The sequence below is a fragment of the Salinilacihabitans rarus genome, from assembly GCF_024296665.1.
Lineage (GTDB): Archaea > Halobacteriota > Halobacteria > Halobacteriales > Natrialbaceae > Salinilacihabitans > Salinilacihabitans rarus.
Window position 1 is genome coordinate 53,090 of record NZ_CP100762.1, and the last position, 14,970, is coordinate 68,059.

At 68.2% G+C, this 14,970-nt stretch carries 14 protein-coding genes and 1 tRNA gene; 5 read left to right on the forward strand and 10 right to left on the reverse strand.

The window, feature by feature from the left end; all coding sequences use genetic code 11:
* Positions 1–26 precede the first annotated feature (26 nt).
* A tRNA-Met gene (locus NKG98_RS00305) sits at positions 27–101 on the forward strand.
* A 148-nt stretch (positions 102–249) separates the two neighbouring features.
* On the forward strand, positions 250–1,134 hold the full coding sequence (locus tag NKG98_RS00310; RefSeq protein ID WP_254767746.1) for a DUF8054 domain-containing protein: 885 nt from the start codon (positions 250–252) through the stop codon (positions 1,132–1,134).
* A gap of 22 nt (positions 1,135–1,156) precedes the next feature.
* Here the strand turns inward: NKG98_RS00310 and NKG98_RS00315 are convergent, their stop codons facing one another.
* The 9 genes from NKG98_RS00315 to coaBC all read right to left on the reverse strand — a co-directional run bounded on the left by NKG98_RS00315 (position 1,157) and on the right by coaBC (position 10,892).
* The gene (locus tag NKG98_RS00315) at positions 1,157–1,708 is read right to left on the reverse strand and encodes a DUF7974 family protein (RefSeq protein ID WP_254767747.1); all 552 of its coding nucleotides are present in this window, start codon (positions 1,706–1,708) and stop codon (positions 1,157–1,159) included.
* Positions 1,709–1,752: 44 nt separating this feature from the next.
* Complete coding sequence (locus NKG98_RS00320) at positions 1,753–3,102, reverse strand: ABC transporter ATP-binding protein (protein ID WP_254767748.1); 1,350 nt, start codon at positions 3,100–3,102, stop codon at positions 1,753–1,755.
* On the reverse strand, positions 3,095–4,174 hold the full coding sequence (locus NKG98_RS00325; protein ID WP_254767749.1) for an ABC transporter ATP-binding protein: 1,080 nt from the start codon (positions 4,172–4,174) through the stop codon (positions 3,095–3,097). Before NKG98_RS00325 ends, NKG98_RS00320 begins: the two co-directional genes overlap by 8 nt.
* Positions 4,174–5,211, reverse strand: coding sequence for an ABC transporter permease (locus NKG98_RS00330; RefSeq protein ID WP_254767750.1), 1,038 nt, complete (start codon positions 5,209–5,211; stop codon positions 4,174–4,176). Before NKG98_RS00330 ends, NKG98_RS00325 begins: the two co-directional genes overlap by 1 nt.
* A gap of 10 nt (positions 5,212–5,221) precedes the next feature.
* Positions 5,222–6,175: an ABC transporter permease gene (locus tag NKG98_RS00335; RefSeq protein ID WP_254767751.1), complete on the reverse strand. Its 954-nt coding sequence runs from the start codon at positions 6,173–6,175 to the stop codon at positions 5,222–5,224.
* Positions 6,176–6,213: 38 nt separating this feature from the next.
* Entirely contained in the window at positions 6,214–8,184 is a 1,971-nt protein-coding gene (locus NKG98_RS00340; RefSeq protein WP_254767752.1) for an ABC transporter substrate-binding protein, read from the reverse strand.
* Between the two features lie 221 nt (positions 8,185–8,405).
* Positions 8,406–8,975, reverse strand: coding sequence for a hypoxanthine/guanine phosphoribosyltransferase (gene hpt, locus NKG98_RS00345; protein WP_254767753.1), 570 nt, complete (start codon positions 8,973–8,975; stop codon positions 8,406–8,408).
* Positions 8,976–9,048: 73 nt separating this feature from the next.
* On the reverse strand, positions 9,049–9,621 hold the full coding sequence (locus NKG98_RS00350; RefSeq protein ID WP_254767754.1) for a DUF7344 domain-containing protein: 573 nt from the start codon (positions 9,619–9,621) through the stop codon (positions 9,049–9,051).
* Between the two features lie 98 nt (positions 9,622–9,719).
* On the reverse strand, positions 9,720–10,892 hold the full coding sequence (gene coaBC / locus NKG98_RS00355; RefSeq protein WP_254767755.1) for a bifunctional phosphopantothenoylcysteine decarboxylase/phosphopantothenate--cysteine ligase CoaBC: 1,173 nt from the start codon (positions 10,890–10,892) through the stop codon (positions 9,720–9,722).
* Positions 10,893–10,985: 93 nt separating this feature from the next.
* Here coaBC and NKG98_RS00360 point away from each other — a divergent pair, with 93 nt between their 5' ends.
* On the forward strand, positions 10,986–12,170 hold the full coding sequence (locus NKG98_RS00360) for an AGE family epimerase/isomerase (RefSeq protein WP_254767756.1): 1,185 nt from the start codon (positions 10,986–10,988) through the stop codon (positions 12,168–12,170).
* Positions 12,171–12,176: 6 nt separating this feature from the next.
* Here the strand turns inward: NKG98_RS00360 and NKG98_RS00365 are convergent, their stop codons facing one another.
* Positions 12,177–12,914, reverse strand: coding sequence for an FAD-dependent oxidoreductase (locus tag NKG98_RS00365; protein ID WP_254767757.1), 738 nt, complete (start codon positions 12,912–12,914; stop codon positions 12,177–12,179).
* A gap of 94 nt (positions 12,915–13,008) precedes the next feature.
* Between NKG98_RS00365 and NKG98_RS00370 the strand changes: the two genes are divergently transcribed.
* Positions 13,009–13,530: an SRPBCC family protein gene (locus NKG98_RS00370; RefSeq protein WP_254767758.1), complete on the forward strand. Its 522-nt coding sequence runs from the start codon at positions 13,009–13,011 to the stop codon at positions 13,528–13,530.
* Positions 13,531–13,626: 96 nt separating this feature from the next.
* Positions 13,627–14,964 (forward strand): Trk system potassium transporter TrkA, encoded by a 1,338-nt coding sequence (trkA, locus tag NKG98_RS00375; RefSeq protein ID WP_254767759.1) that lies wholly within the window; start codon positions 13,627–13,629, stop codon positions 14,962–14,964.
* The last annotated feature ends 6 nt before the right edge of the window (positions 14,965–14,970 follow it).

Sequence of the window (14,970 nt, forward strand, 5' to 3'; positions counted from 1 at the left end):
ACTACCGTACCGGGTTACGAAGAACCAGCGGGATGGGATAGCCAGGAGATTCCGGCGGGCTCATAACCCGCAGACCGGTAGTTCAAATCTACCTCCCGCTATGTTTTGGCGCGAACTGACCCGTAAGCGCCGACCGAACACTCTCGTTTCGCTCGTCGGTGTTGCCCCCGAGAAGGTAGTCTCTCCCGCTTGGGACCCCGCTCCGTGCTAACCCCACCCGTTTTTGTTACTGCGTCCCAACCGGCGAGCATGTCAGATCGACGCCTCTCGATCCCCGACCGCGTACGGAAGCCGGAGTACACGGGCGAAAATCGGTGCGTCCCGTGTACCGTCGTCAACGTACTGATCGCGCTCGCGGCGAGCGTCCTCGTCGGGGTCCTCGCCGCGGTCGAACTGGGCGCGCTCGTCCTCGCCTGTTCCCTGCTGGCCATCTACCTCCGGGGGTACCTCGTCCCCGGAACGCCCGCGCTCACCGAACGCTACCTGCCGGACCGGGTCCTCGCGTGGTTCGACGAGGACCCGTTCGAGGACGACGCGCACACCTGGGAGACCCTCGAAAAGCTCGAAGCCGAACGCGAGAACGCCGTCGACCCGGAGGCGTTCCTCCGCGAGGCGGGCGCGGTCGAACCGCGGGAGGAGGCCGACGCGGCCGGCCACGAGTTCCGTCTGGCGGACGACTTCGCGGCCCTCGTCGAGCGCCGGGCCGAGCCCTACCGCGACGGGAGCGTCCCCCGCGAGGCCATCGCGGCCGTCTTCGGCGTCGCCCCCGGGGAGGTGACGGACGAGGACCGCGACTACCCCGCGGTCGAGATCGGTCGACGGATCCGAAAGTGGCCGAGCGACGCGGCGCTCGTCGCCGACGTCGCCGCCCACGAGGCCCTGCGCGAGCGGACCGATCGCTGGGCGGCCGTCCCCACGGAGCAGCGCGTCGAGATGCTCACGTCGCTGCGCTCCTACCGGGAGCGGTGTCCGCTGTGTGCCGGCGAACTGGCGTTCAGCGAGGACACGGTCGCGTCGTGCTGTCGGACCTACGAGGTCGTCTCCTACGGCTGTCCCGACTGCGACGCACCGATGCGCGAACTCGATCCGGCGACGGCCGGCCTCGGCGAGCCCCGGCGGGGCGTCCACGCCTGATCGCCGGCCGGTTCCGACGCCGCTAGTTCTCGTCGGCCGTCTCGGCGACGAGGCGAACCGTCGTCTCGTCGTACAGGCCCGCCTCGCGCGCGTCCTCGACGTTGAGTCCCGCGCCGATCACGTACTCCCCGGGCGCTGCCCGCTCCCACTCGGCGTCGTCGACGCGGAACACTCCCTGCCACCGCCGCGTGAACTGCTTGCGCTCGCCGCGGTCGAACACGAACTCCCCGGGTTCGTCCGGCGGGTCACGAAGCGGCACGTGTGACGCCTCGGGCACCCCGTCGACGTGCCACGTCCAGCCCACGGGCGAGGTCGTCCGGATCGCGACCGGAAACGGCAACGCGTTTTTCATCGTGACCGAGAACGGCACCGGGGTGTCGACCGGGTACTCCGCACGCGGCGTCGAGACCGCGACCGAGACGGCGCGACGCCGGAGCCGATCCGGCACCAGCAGCCGACTCAGCGCGGTCGCGTTCAGCGAGCGCATCGCCTGTGGGCGGTCGTCTCCGTCGTTCGGCGAGAAGGGATCGTCGTCGTCGCGGTGGAGGGCTCGCGACTCGTAGATCCGACGCATTGGTGCCCGCAGGCACCGCGGCGTCTAAAACGTTGGGATGGCGGTCAGTCGTCCGCGACGGCGTCGCCTCGCCCGCCGACGCTCGACCGGGGCCGCTTGCCGGCGTACCGGTCGTCGTAGAGGAGACAGGAGATCCGGTGGGTCTTCCCCGTCGGCACCGGATCCGGGTGGTGGCGCTCACACGGCGACTCGAACGCCTCCTCGAGGAGGTCGTACGCGGCCGTCAGGTTGTCGGCCTGGAGTTGATCGACCGCCTGCGCGAGCACCTGCTCGGCCCGCGAGTCGGAGACGCGGTCGGGCAGGCCGAACTCCTCCCGGACGAGGGCGTCGAGCGTCTCGCGGGCGGCCTCGGTCGGATCGGCCCGTCCGTCGCCCCCGGCGCCGTCGATGGCGGTGACCGACTCGACCGAGTCGGCGTCGCGGACCCGCAACTTGAAGTCCACGATCGACCGCCACTCCTCGCGGCGCAGGTTCAGCCCGTCGGGCTGGATGATCCGCGGGCACCGCGTGTGGAACCGACAGCCGGAGGGCGGGTCGATCGGCGACGGGACGTTCCCGGAGAGGAAGATGCGCTCGCCCTCCCAGAGGGGGTCTGGCTCCGGGATCGCCGAGAGCAGCGCCTCGGCGTACGGGTGGTGGGGCGGCGAGAACACCTCCTCGGTGGCTCCGACCTCCGCGATTTCGCCGAGGTACATCACCGCCACCCGGTCGGCGATGTGCTCGACGACGCTCAGGTCGTGGGCGATGAAGATGTACGACAGGCCGAACTCGTCCTGGAGGTCCTCCAGCAGGTTGAGGATCTGCGCCTGCACCGAGACGTCGAGCGCCGAGACCGGTTCGTCACAGACGATGACCTCGGGGTCGACCGCGAGCGCCCGCGCGATGCCGATGCGCTGGCGCTGGCCCCCGGAGAACTCGTGGGGGTAGCGGTGGGCGTGGCTCGGGTTCAGCCCGACGATCTCGAGGAGTTCGTAGATCCGTTCGGTCCGCTCCTCGCCCTCGGCGATGCCGTGGATGTCGAGCGGTTCGCCGATGATGTCGCCGACGGTCAGCCGCGGGTTCAGGCTCGAGAACGGGTCCTGGAAGATGTACTGGAGGTCCTTCCGGAGCTCCCGGAGGCGCCCGGTGGAGGCCTCGGTCAGGTCCTCCCCGCGGTAGTAGACCGAGCCGTCGGTCGGCTCGATCAGTTGCAGCAGCGCCCGGCCGAGGGTGGTCTTCCCACAGCCGCTCTCGCCGACGACGCCGAGGGTCTCGCCGTCGTGCAGTTCGAAGTCGACGCCGTCGACCGCCTTCACCCACTGCGACCGTCCGAGGAGGGTGTCGATGAACCCCTCGCTGGAATCGTAGTACTTCGTCAGGTTCTCCGCCTGGAGGATCGGCTCGCCGCTAGACATTGCGATCACCCTCCGCGCGGGGGGCGCCGGCACCGCGTGTCGACCCGCGGACGTCGACCTGGTAGTCGAGTCCGTCTCTCAACTGCCCGGTGTACTCGAGACACGCGGCCGCGCGGCCGGCCGACGCGTCGCCGACCTCCCGACCGGTATCGGGGTCGAGCAGCGGCGGCTCGTTCAGGGTACACGCCTCCTCGGCGAACGGACACCGGGGGTGGAAGCTACACCCCGGCGGGAGTTCGACGAGGTCGGGCATCGTGCCGGGGATCGTCTGTAGCCGGTCGCGGTCGTCGCCGACCCGCGGGATCGAACTCATCAGCCCGACGGTGTAGGGGTGTTTCGGGTCGTAGTAGAGGTCCTCGACGGACGCCTTCTCGACCGGCTTGCCGGCGTACATCACCATCACGCGCTCGCAGACCTCCGCGACGACGCCGAGGTCGTGGGTAATCAGCTGGATCGCGGTGTCGAACTCGTCGGCGAGCGCCTCCAGTTCCTCGAGGATCTGCGCCTCGATGGTCACGTCCAGTGCGGTCGTCGGCTCGTCGCAGATGAGCAGGTCCGGGTCACACGAGAGCGCCATCGCGATCACCGCCCGCTGTTGCATCCCGCCGGAGAACTGGTGGGGATAGTCGGAGTAGCGGCTCTCGGCTTCCGGAATGCCGACCTTGTCGAGCAGGCGGATCGTTCGGTCGCGGGCCTCGTCGGCGTCGTAGTCGAGGTGGTGTCTGATCGCCTCCGAGATCTGCTCGCCGACGGTGTAGACCGGGTTGAGCGCGGTCTGGGCGTCCTGGAAGATCATGGCGATCTCGTTGCCCCGGAGGTTCCGCACCTCCCTGTCGCTCATCTCCAGGACGTTCTCGCCTTTGAACAGGATCTCGCCGCTCTCGATCCGGCCGGGGGAGTCGATGAGGCGCATCAGCGAGAGGGCGGCCACGCTCTTGCCGGCGCCGCTCTCGCCGACGACGCCGAACTTCTCGCCGCGGTCGACGCGGTAAGAGAGGTCGTCGACCGCGTTGACCACGCCGTCCTGCGTGTAGAACTTCACCGTCAGGTCGTTGACCTCGAGCAGGGCCATCAGGCACCACCCCGCTCGCGGACGTTCGTCTCCTGGGCGTCGAGGGCGTCGTTGACGCCGTCGCCGATCATGTTCATCGCCATCACGAACGTGAAGATGGCGCCGCCGGGGAAGACCGTCGCCCACCAGGGGATGGAGGCGCCGGGCCCTTGGATGATCGTCTCCCGGGTCTGGTCGAGCATCGTCCCCCACTCGGGGGTGCCCGGCTCGAAGCCGACGCCGAGGAAGCCAAGCGCCGCGACGCCGATGACGACGGTCCCGATCGAGAGCGTCGCCTGCACGATCAGCGGCGCGATCGCGTTCGGGACGACGTGTCTGAAGATCACCGACCGGTCGCGTGCCCCCAGCGCCTTCGCGGCGAGTACGTACTCGTTTTGCTTGACCTTCAGTATCTCCCCGCGGATGATGCGGGCGTATGCCACCCAGCCGGGGATCACGAACGCGGCCACGAGTTGCCAGTAGCCGCCGCCGAGCATCGCGACGATGATCAACGCGAGCACGAGCCCCGGGAACGCGAACACCGTGTCGACGATCCGCATCATGATCTCGTCGACGAGGCCGCCGTAGTAGCCGGAGATGCTGCCGTAGATCAACCCGACGGTGGCGGTGATCCCCACCACGACGAACCCGATCGAGATGCTGTACCGCCCCCCGACGAGGACGCGCGAGAACATGTCGCGTCCCGACGCGTCGGTCCCCATCGGGTGGGCAAGCGACGGCGGATCGTACCGGCCGACGTTCGAACCCGGCTCCAGATACAGGATCGCCGTCGGGTCGTGCGGTGCGATCGAGAACGGCTGGACCGGGATCCCGGAGACCGTTATCGGCCGGGCGAAGATCGTGATCAGCGCCATCAGGGTGACCACCCAGACGCCGAGCACGGCCACCCGGTTGCGCCTGAATCGTCTCCACGCGCGCACCCAGCGACTCTCGGTTTCGGTGCCGGCGTCTTCGTTCCAGTCCGACAGTCGTTCTCGGTTCTCGACGCGTTCGGCGTCGAATCCCGTGATTCGTATTCGTCCTCGTTCGGTAGACATGGTAGTTCTCTCAGTCATATCTGATGCGCGGATCGAGTACCGCGTAGACGATGTCCGCGAGCAGGTTCGCCAGCACGATCGCGACCCCCGTGAACAGGGTGATCGCCATGATCAGGTCTATCTCGCGACCGATGATCGCGTCGACGAACTCCTTGCCGAGGCCGGGCCAGTTGAACACGACCTCGACGACGACCGATCCGGCGACGATGCCGGCGGTCAGGAAGGCGGCGACCGTGGTGACGGAGATCAGCGAGTTGCGCAGGACGTGCTTGAGGATGACCGTCCGCTCGGGCAGCCCCTTCGCCCTCGCGGCGGTCACGTACTCCTTGTTCATCTGTTCGGCCATCGACGAGCGCATGATCCGCATCAGCGTCGCCGCCGAGGCCGTCCCGATGGTGATCCCGGGCAGTATCAGGAACCACAGCATCCGCGGGTGGTAAAGCGGGTCCCGCGGGGGGAGGACGGGCCACAGCCCCAGCACGAGCGCGCCGATCAGGATCAGCATCAGCCCCAGCCAGAAGTTCGGGATCGAGATGCCCGAGAGGGCGACGAACCGGCTGACGTGGTCGCCGAGTTGGTCTTTCTTCACCGCCGCGTAGATCCCGGTCGGGATCGCGATGAGCAGCGCGAACGCCCAGCCGAAGAGGCCGAGTGCGATCGTCGCCGGCAGGCGGGCGGCGATGACGTTGCCGACGTCCCGGTCGGTCGCGACGACCGTCCCGAAGTCGCCGCGCAGCACGTCGCTTATCCACCGCAGGTACTGTTCCCACACCGGTTTATCGAAACCGTACTGGATGCGCAGCCGCTGGCGTTCCGCCGGCGAGATGTCGGGGTTCATCGCGACCATCAGCTCGACGGGGTCGCCGGGCGTGAGGTGGACGAGAGCGAACGTGATCACCGAGACGCCGAACAGGATCGGCACGACGGCTACCAGCCGCCTCAGTACGAAACGTCGTAGACTCATGATGTGTTATATGGGAGAGCTCGATAGGCGATACTTGCTCAGTCCCGGTCGAGGTAGGTGATCTGTTCGTCCATCGGAGTGTACAGCCCGTACCCCACCAGGTCCTGCGTGCTCGGGTACGAGTTGAACCCGACCACGTCGTCGTTGGTCACCGAGACGGTCATGCTGTGGGTCGAATAGGAGTTGGCGTTGAGTTCGAGGATCAGTTTCCAGACCTCGTCGTAGCGCTGACGCCGGAGGTCGGGGTCCTCGACGACGTCGACGCCGTAGCGGGCCTCGCGCATCGCCTCGTTGAGCTCCTCGATGTCGATGTTCTGGAAGTTACAGCACCCCATGAAGTTGTCGGGGTGGTGGATCGACTTCGCGTAGCCGTGGGGGCCGAAGCCGCCCGACAGCCCGATGTACGCCAGCCGCGGCTCGTTCTGGTACTCGCCGCTCATCAGCTGGGTGACGAACGTGATGAAGTCGATCGTCTCGACGTCGGCCTCGAAGTACTCCGACTGGCTCATCGACTCGGCGATCAGTTCGACGATCCTGACGCGGTCGTCGTTGTCGGAGTTGGTCTCGATGGTGATCTCGATGGGCGTCTCGATGCCCTTCTCCTCTATGACCTCCTCCATCAGCTCGCTGGCGCGCTCGGACGAGTACTCGTTGTACTCCCGGAGGTCCTCGACGAGCTGGTCGTAGTCGGCCGTGCCGTCAGTGGCGGCCAGCGGCGGCAGCGGGACCCACGCGGGCTTCTCCCAGCCCATGAAGATGTTCTCCGAGATCTGCTCGCGCGGGATGAGGTGGTTGACCGCGCGGCGCACCCGCGGGTCGTCCCACGGCTCGGAGTTGACCGGGAACTGGATGAATTTGTAGCCGGCACCCTGGGTCGCGGAGGTCTGGTACCCCTCGGAGGACTGGTAGTCGTCGAGGGTGCTGGACGTGAGACCGTAGGTCATGTCGATCTCGTCGTTCTGGAGCGCGGCCGACCGGTTCGAGTCGTCCTGGACGAACTGGATGTCGACCTCCTCGACGGCGGGACCGTTCGGGAAGTCCGCGTTGCCGTCGAACCAGTCTTTCAGTTCGGTGTCGAACCAGTAGTCGTCGTTTCTGGTGAAGACGACGTACTCCTCGTCCTGGTACTCGTCGAACTCGAAGGGGCCGGTCCCCAGCGGCGTGTTCCCCTCGCGCGGGTCCATCGCCTGCGGCGGGAGGTCCGTACTCTCGGTCGGGTAGACCGGGAGGCCGGTGATCTCGCGGACGAACGCCGCGTCGGGGATCTGCGCGTAGATGTGCACCGTGTAGTCGCCCTCGGCCTCGATGTGCAACAGCGAGTCGAAAATCTGACCCGCGAGGGGCGACCCTTCGACGCGCCGGAACGACGCGACGACGTTGTCGGCGGTGAGTTCCTCGCCGTTGTGGAACTCGATCCCCTCGTGGAGGTCGAACCGGTAGTGCATCCCGTAGGTGCCGTCGGCGACCGCGTCGGCGGCCCCGGACGAGGTGAGGATCAGCGCCTCGCCCTCGGACGGATCGTTGTCCGGATGGCTGACGACGATCTGGTCCTCGGTGTCGATGTACGTGTTACCCTCGTCGTCCTCCGCGTAGGGGACCGAGGTCATGTACTCCTCGTAGTCGGTCGGTCCGGCCTCCGTGACGTCGAGGCGCTCGTAGGACTCGGCGAGCCACGGGTAGATCTCCCCGCTGGCGTTCGTCGTGATCATCCCCTCGTACATGAGGTTCATCATGAGGGTCGTGTGCGCCGAGCTACTGTACGGGTAGTCGAACGAGTCGGGAGCCTCGCCGATCGCGACGCGGAAGGTCCCGCCGTCTTTGATCTCGTCGGGGTTGACCGTTTCGCGGTCCTGGACGGGGTCGAGCGACTCGCCGTCGCCGCCGTCGCCGCCGTCGCCGGTGAAGTCGCTGAGACAACCGGCGAGGCCGCCGATGCCGGCCGCGGACAGTCCTTTCAGGACGTGACGTCTGTCGAAGATTGAATTGGGCTGAGTATCTTCAGATCCCATGAAATATGCGTGTGGACCACACTCATATATAATTATTGCTCGCGTTTCGAAGACCTGTACCCATGGTGACGTACGTCGAATCCGGTCGACGCGGCGGGTGAGTGGCTCAGAGCAGGCAGAACGGTCGAATCGAGCCGAGAGTCGGGGGTCCGAGGGCGTCGGAAGAGCGTCCGCTGCGATCGGTCGTCCCGTGCCGGCCGGTCGCCGCCGGCGCGCGACGCTCAGTCGTCGCCGTCCTCGTCGACGATGACGACCTCGCCCTCGACGACGTCGACGTTGATGAGGGTCTTGACGTGGTAGCCCGCGTCCTCGACCTTGTTCTCGCCGCCGACCTTCTTGATGACGGCGACGGTGTCGATCACCTCGGCGCCGATCTCGTCGAGCGCGTCGAGGACGGCCGCGAGGGTGCCGCCGGTCGAGAGGACGTCGTCGAGCACGAGCACGCGCTCGCCCTCGCGGACGTCGTTGATGTACATCTCGTTCTCGGAGTAGCCGGTCCGCTGGGAGATGGCGACCTCGTCTTCGAGGCCGTACTCGCGCTTTCGGATCACCGTCAGGGGGATGTCGGTCATCAGCGAGACGGCCGTCGAGATGTGGATGCCCATCGCCGCGGGCGTGACGATGCGGTCGACCTCTTCGAGTTCGGCCTTGCGGATGATGCGGATGACGATCTCGCGCAGGAGCGTCGGGTCGAGTTTCGGCACGCCGTCGCTGATCGGGTGGACGAAGTAGTGGTACCCGTTCTTCTCGATGATGGGCGCCTCGAGCAGGGACTGCTTCAACTGATCCATGTCGTGGGTCGTGCCGTAGGAGAGTAAAAGTTGACGATACGCGCGGGAACGGTGTCGAGCGTTCGCGTACCGCTCAGTCGTCGGCGCCGTAACTGAGTTCGGGCGGCTTCTCGCCGTACCCCAGCCGCATGTTGCGCTCGTGGTAGATGTGAGCGGTGGCGGCCGCGGTGAACGTCGTCGAGATGAACCCCGCCCACGCCAGATCCGACAGCAGCGTCAGCGGGTAGATGCCGAGCCAGAGCGCGGCGACCAGCGCGCAACTGACCGCCCCCAGCGAGAGGTAGAGTTCGCGCCAGGCGAACTCGTGGCCCGGAACAATCTCGAGGTAGACGCTGACGTCGCGGGTCAGGTCCGTCGCCTCGATCACTCCCTCGTCGGCGTCGAACGAGAGGATCCCCGCCTCGTCCATCTTCGGGAGATGCGTCTGCTGGAGCGTGGTGTAGACGCGCTTTCGTTGCTCCGGCGTGACGCCGTCGAGCGTGGTCTCGTACTCCCACGCGGCGACCTGCTGGGCGAGGTCGCCGAGTTCGACCGGCCGGCCGTCCTGCTTGAGAAACTGGACCACGTACCGCCGGCGCTGGTTGCGCAGCACCTCGAATATCTCACCTTTCGTGAGCGTATCCCCTCCCGAGACGTCGCCTATCACGTCACGACACCCCCACCCCGGTCGAAACCGGATTACAACCCATTAATTCGTGGCAGGAACGCCACCTATATAATTCTCTTGACGGTCGCGAATTCCGATCAGTTCGGTGTCGTGTCGGCGTCGAGAACGACCGACAGCGAGGCGGCGATCTCGTCGGCCAGCCCGTCTTTCGAGCCCTCGAACCGGGCGGCGTCCGTGGCGTGGACGAGCAGCGCACGCGTCCGGTCCGACCCCATCACGCCCGCGTCGTTGGCGACGACGAACGCCGCGTCGATCCGCTCTAGGGTCTCGCGGGCGGCCTCGATCATCGCCTCGTCCTCGTCGGCGGTCTCGGTCTTGAACGCCACGATCGGCAGGTCCGGGCGGCGCTCGCGCACCTCGTCGACGAGTTTCGGCGTCGGCTCCAGTTCGAGCGTGAGCTCCTGTCCCGACCGGATCTTCTCGGGTCGGGCCTCGACGGTGTAGTCGCCGATCGCGGCCGCCGAGACCAGCGCGTCGGCGCCCTCGCTGGCCGCGAGCGTCGCATCGAGCATCTCCGCGGCGGTCTCGACCCGCCGGACGTCCGCGTACGGGACGTCGGGGCCGTCGTGGACGAGCGTCACGTCCGCCCCGCGGACGTAACAGGCCCGCGCGACCGCCCGCCCCATCTTCCCCGACGAGCGGTTCGTCAGCACGCGCACCGGGTCGATCGGCTCGCTGGTCGCCCCGCTCGTGACCACGACGCGCTCGCCGTCGAGCGGCCGGTCGCCGGCCGCGCGCGCGGCGTCGCAGACGATCGCCTCCTCGCTCGCGACCTTGGCTTTCCCCTCCTCGACCCGCGGGTCGACGAACGAGACGCCCCACGACTCGACGCGCTCGATCGCCTCGATCACGCCCGGGTGGTCGTACATCGGCTCGTGCATCGCGGGCGCGATCACCACCGGCGTCCCCGACCCAAGCGCGGTCGTCGCACAGGTGGTGACCGGCGTGTCGTCGATCGCCGCGGCGATCTTCCCGACCGTGTTGGCCGTCGCCGGCGCGATCAGGAACACGTCGGCCCAGCCGTCGTCGCCGAAGAGGTCGACGTGCTCGACCGCGCCGGTGATCTCCGTGACCACCTCGCGGCCGGTGGCGAACTCGACCGACCACGGGTGAACGATCCCGCGTGCGCTGTCGCTCATCACACCCCGTACGTTCGCCCCCCGCCGTCGAAGCTCGTGGGCGAGTTCGACCGTCTTGACCGCCGCGATCGACCCCGTCACCCCGAGTACGACGTTGACTCCGTCCAGCATTCGTGTGAGATTGCCGGCGAGCCCCCATTAACTCTAGCGCTCGCGCTCGCACCTGAACGGCTATGGTGCTGGCGACGGTCACCTGAGACAGCCGTGACCGTCTACCGAACCGAACGGGGACTCCGCCACGCGTTCAGGGACGTCCTCAACTTCTACTACCCGGACTGCATCGACGCGACCTACGGCGGCTACGTCGCGCAACTCGACGAGCGCGACGGCCACGTCTACGACGCCCGGTCGAGACACCTCGTGGCGACCGCCCGCGGGGTACACAACTTCGCCCTCGGCGTCCTCGAAGACGGGCCGACGTGGTGTCGCGCCGCGGCCGAACACGGCCTCACGTTCCTCCGGACGGCCCACTGGGACGCCGACCGCGGGGGGTACGACTGGCTGCTCGAGGGCCGCGAGACCGTCGACGCGACGCGACACGCCTACGGCCACGCGTTCGTCGTGCTGGCCTGCGCCCGCGCCCACGAGGCGGGGATCTCCGGCGCGCTGGCCGAACTCGAACGCGCCGCCGGCGTCCTCGAAGACCGGTTCTGGGAACCCGCGTACGACCGCTTCGCCGACCGGGCCGACCCCGCGTGGGACGCCCTCGTCCCCTACCGCGGGCAGAACGCCAACATGCACGCCTGCGAGGCGTACCTCGCGGCCCACGAGGCGACCGGCGAGGAGGCCCACCTCGAGCGCGCGCTCGCCGTCGCCGACACGATCACCCGCGAGGCCGCCGCAGAGACCGACGGCCGCCTCTGGGAGCACTTCACCGAGGGGTGGGAGCCGAACCTCGATCACAACCGCGACGATCCCGAACACCGGTTCCGCCCGTGGGGCTACCAGCCGGGCCACCACCTCGAGTGGGCGAAACTGCTCCTCGCGCTCGACGAGCACGCGTCGGAGCCGTGGCTCGAACCGCGCGCCCGCGAACTGTTCGACGTCGCCGTCGAGATCGGCTGGGACGACGAGCACGGCGGCTTCTACTACACCGCCGACGCCGACGGCGACCCCGTCGTCGCGGACAAGTACGGCTGGGTCCACGCGGAGGGGATCGGCGCGAGCGCGCTGCTCGCCGCCCGCGACGACGACTACCGCGAGTGGTACGACCGGCTGTGGGAGTACGCGACGACCCACCTCATCAACCCGCGCTACGGCAACTGGTACGAACGTCTCGCACGCGATCACGCGCGCGACGGGCCGAACCGCGGGGTCGAGGTCGAACCCGGCTACCACCCGCTGTCGAACTACCGGGTCGCGACGGGCGTCGTCGACGACCTCGCGTGATCGGGCTCAGCGACCCTCGACGTCGGGGTGCATCGTCGGCCCCTCGTCGAGCGGTTCCGCGAAGGCGTCGAGCATCGTCCGGCGGGCGCGCGCGTCGCGCCGCCGTCGCTCCTCCTCGTCGATCTCCTCGCAGGCCGGGGGCACCTCGCGACCGCGGCCGGTGAAGTAGCCCTCGGGGGCGACCCAGTCGTTGTAGAAGGGGACTCCGGCGTCGTGGATGGCCGCGAGGGCGACCTTCGCGCCGTGGCCCGCGGCGACGATCGCCTGGTGGGGTTCGCCCGCGAGTCGGCCGGCGGCGTAGACGCCGTCGACGGCGGTGCGACCGGCCTCGTCGACCGCGACGAAGTACTTGTGTCCGCGCTGGCTGCGCCCGACGTCGAGGGGGACGAGGTACTCGCTGTCGGGCCACGAGGCGGCGATCACGCGCCGGGCCTCGATTCGCTCGCCCGACGCCGTGACGAGTTCGAAGCCCGCTTCGAGGTCGGCCGCGTCCCGCCGCGTCGCCTCGACGACCCGACCGGATTCGAACGCGGCGCCGGCTTCGACGGCCCCGTCGCGAGCCAGTTGCAGGTAGCGCCGGGCGTCGATCCCGTGGGGGAACCCGGGGTAGTTCTCGAGGCTGGCGTTGCGCGCGAGGATCGACTCGTCGCCCGCGACGACGAGCGTGTCCAGTTCGGCGCGGGCGGCGTAGGTGGCCGCGGCGAGTCCGGCGACGCCGCCGCCGACGATGCAGACGTCTCGCATGGAGGGTCGTTGCTCGCGGACGGGCTATAACCCGTCGGCTCCGGCCGGTCGGCGAAACGGTAATCCTTACGTCGGGACCCGACATATCCGCGGTGTGGACAGAATCCTCGTCAGTACGGTCGTCTACCGTCCGCCCGAGGAGGTCTTCCCGTACGTCCGGTCGTTCACCGACTATCCGCGGTACACCGAGTACCTGAAGGAGGTGACCAGACACGGCGACGGGGGACCGGGGACGCTGTACGACCTCCGGTTCGCGTGGTGGAAACTCGGCTACACGGTCCGGTCGGAAGTGATCGACGTCACCCCGCCGGAGTCCATCGAGTGGCGACTCGCCAGGGACGTCGACGCCGAGGGCGAGTGGCGGGTCGTCCCCGAACCCGAGTCGGCGCCGGCCGACGAGGAGACCGCAAGCAGGCTCTACTTCGAGGCCGTCTACGACCCGCACTCGGCCGACGAGGACACCATCTCGCTGCCGCGGTTCGTCTCGCTGGGGTGGGTGATCGACAAGGTCAGGCCGCGAGTGCTCGAAGAGGCCCAGCGGGTCCTCTCGCGGCTTGTCGCCGACGTCGAGGGCGAACCGCGCGAGGTCGAACTCACCCTCCACGACCGGCCCTGACCGCGGTGCCGGACGCCGGATAGTAACCCACTTAGCTCTCCGCAAAAAGAAAGGGGGTATGAGACCGGCCGTGGACCGTCGTCCGGTGATCGCACCGTGCGCGTGATCGTCGTGGGCGCAGGCGAGGTCGGGACGAACATCGCCGCCAGCCTCGCCGACGAGCACGACGTCGTCGTGGTCGACCGAGACCCCGAGCGCATCGACGCGATCACCTACTCGCTGGACGTGCTGGCGATCGAAGGCGACGGCACGTCGCTCGAAGTTCTGGAGGAGGCCGGCATCGACAGCGCGGAGATGGTCATCGCGAGCACCGACGTCGACGAGACGAACATCGTCGTCTGCGGCGCGGCCAAGACGGTCGACGACCCGTTCACGATCGCCCGGGTGAAGAAGACGGACCTGCTGCGGACGTGGGAGCGCTCGGAGGGCGCCTTCGGCGTCGACTTCATGGTCGCGACCGACCTGCTCACCGCCCAGGCGATCGTCCGCATCGCCGGCCTGCCGGGGGCCCACGACGTCGACACGTTCGCGAACGGCCTCGTCCACATGGCGGAGTTCGAGGTCCGCGAGGAGAGCCCGATCGCCGGCCAGACTGTCTCGGAGGCCGACCGGTTCGAGTCGCTGACGTTCGCGGCGATCATCAGCGACGAGGAGGTGGCGATCCCGTCGGGCGACACCGCCATCCGCGACGGCGACAACGTCGTCGTCATCGGCTCGCCCGAGAGCGTCCGCGACTTCGCCAGCGACCTCACTCCCGCGCCGACGCTCGAAGACGCCGACGAGATAGTCATCGTCGGCGGGAGCGAGATCGGCTACCAGACCGCGCGGCTGTTCGAGGAAGAGGGACTCTCGCCGCGGTTGATCGAGCGCGACCACGCCCGCGCGCGGGAACTCTCCGAACGGCTCCCGAACACGCTCGTCCTCGAGAGCGACGCGACCGACATCGACTTCCTCGTCCGCGAGCACGTCGGCGAGTCCGACATCGTCGTCGGGTGCCTCGACAGCGACGAGAAGAACCTGCTGGTCTCGCTGCTGGCCAAGCGGGTCGGCGTCGACCGGACCGTCGGCGTCGTCGAGTCCGGCGAGTACGTCGACCTCTTCGAGGCCGTCGGCGTCGACGTCGCGATCAACCCCCGGATCGTCACCGCCGAGGAGATCACCCGCTTCACTCGCGAGGAGTCGACCGAGAACGTCGCCATCCTCGAATCCGACCGCGCGGAGGTCCTCGAGTTCGAGATCGACCGCGACAGCCTGCTGTTCGGCAACCGCATCGGCGAGGCGATGGGCAACCTCCCCGACGGCGTCGTCCTCGGGGCCATCTCCCGCAACGGCGACCTCATCACCCCGCGCGGGGAGACGGTCGTCGAACTCGGGGACCACGTCGTCGTCTTCGTCGACACGCGGGTCCTCGACGAAGTGACGTCGGCGCTGTGAGCCGGT

What these genes read in the sequence shown, in the direction of transcription:
- NKG98_RS00310 (WP_254767746.1), top strand. Translation starts at nt 250, where the DNA reads ATGTCAGATCGACGCCTCTCGATCCCCGACCGCGTACGGAAGCCGGAG.
- NKG98_RS00315 (WP_254767747.1), bottom strand. Translation starts at nt 1,708, where the DNA reads ATGCGTCGGATCTACGAGTCGCGAGCCCTCCACCGCGACGACGACGAT.
- NKG98_RS00320 (WP_254767748.1), bottom strand. Translation starts at nt 3,102, where the DNA reads ATGTCTAGCGGCGAGCCGATCCTCCAGGCGGAGAACCTGACGAAGTAC.
- NKG98_RS00325 (WP_254767749.1), bottom strand. Translation starts at nt 4,174, where the DNA reads ATGGCCCTGCTCGAGGTCAACGACCTGACGGTGAAGTTCTACACGCAG.
- NKG98_RS00330 (WP_254767750.1), bottom strand. Translation starts at nt 5,211, where the DNA reads ATGTCTACCGAACGAGGACGAATACGAATCACGGGATTCGACGCCGAA.
- NKG98_RS00335 (WP_254767751.1), bottom strand. Translation starts at nt 6,175, where the DNA reads ATGAGTCTACGACGTTTCGTACTGAGGCGGCTGGTAGCCGTCGTGCCG.
- NKG98_RS00340 (WP_254767752.1), bottom strand. Translation starts at nt 8,184, where the DNA reads ATGGGATCTGAAGATACTCAGCCCAATTCAATCTTCGACAGACGTCAC.
- hpt (WP_254767753.1), bottom strand. Translation starts at nt 8,975, where the DNA reads ATGGATCAGTTGAAGCAGTCCCTGCTCGAGGCGCCCATCATCGAGAAG.
- coaBC (WP_254767755.1), bottom strand. Translation starts at nt 10,892, where the DNA reads ATGCTGGACGGAGTCAACGTCGTACTCGGGGTGACGGGGTCGATCGCG.
- NKG98_RS00365 (WP_254767757.1), bottom strand. Translation starts at nt 12,914, where the DNA reads ATGCGAGACGTCTGCATCGTCGGCGGCGGCGTCGCCGGACTCGCCGCG.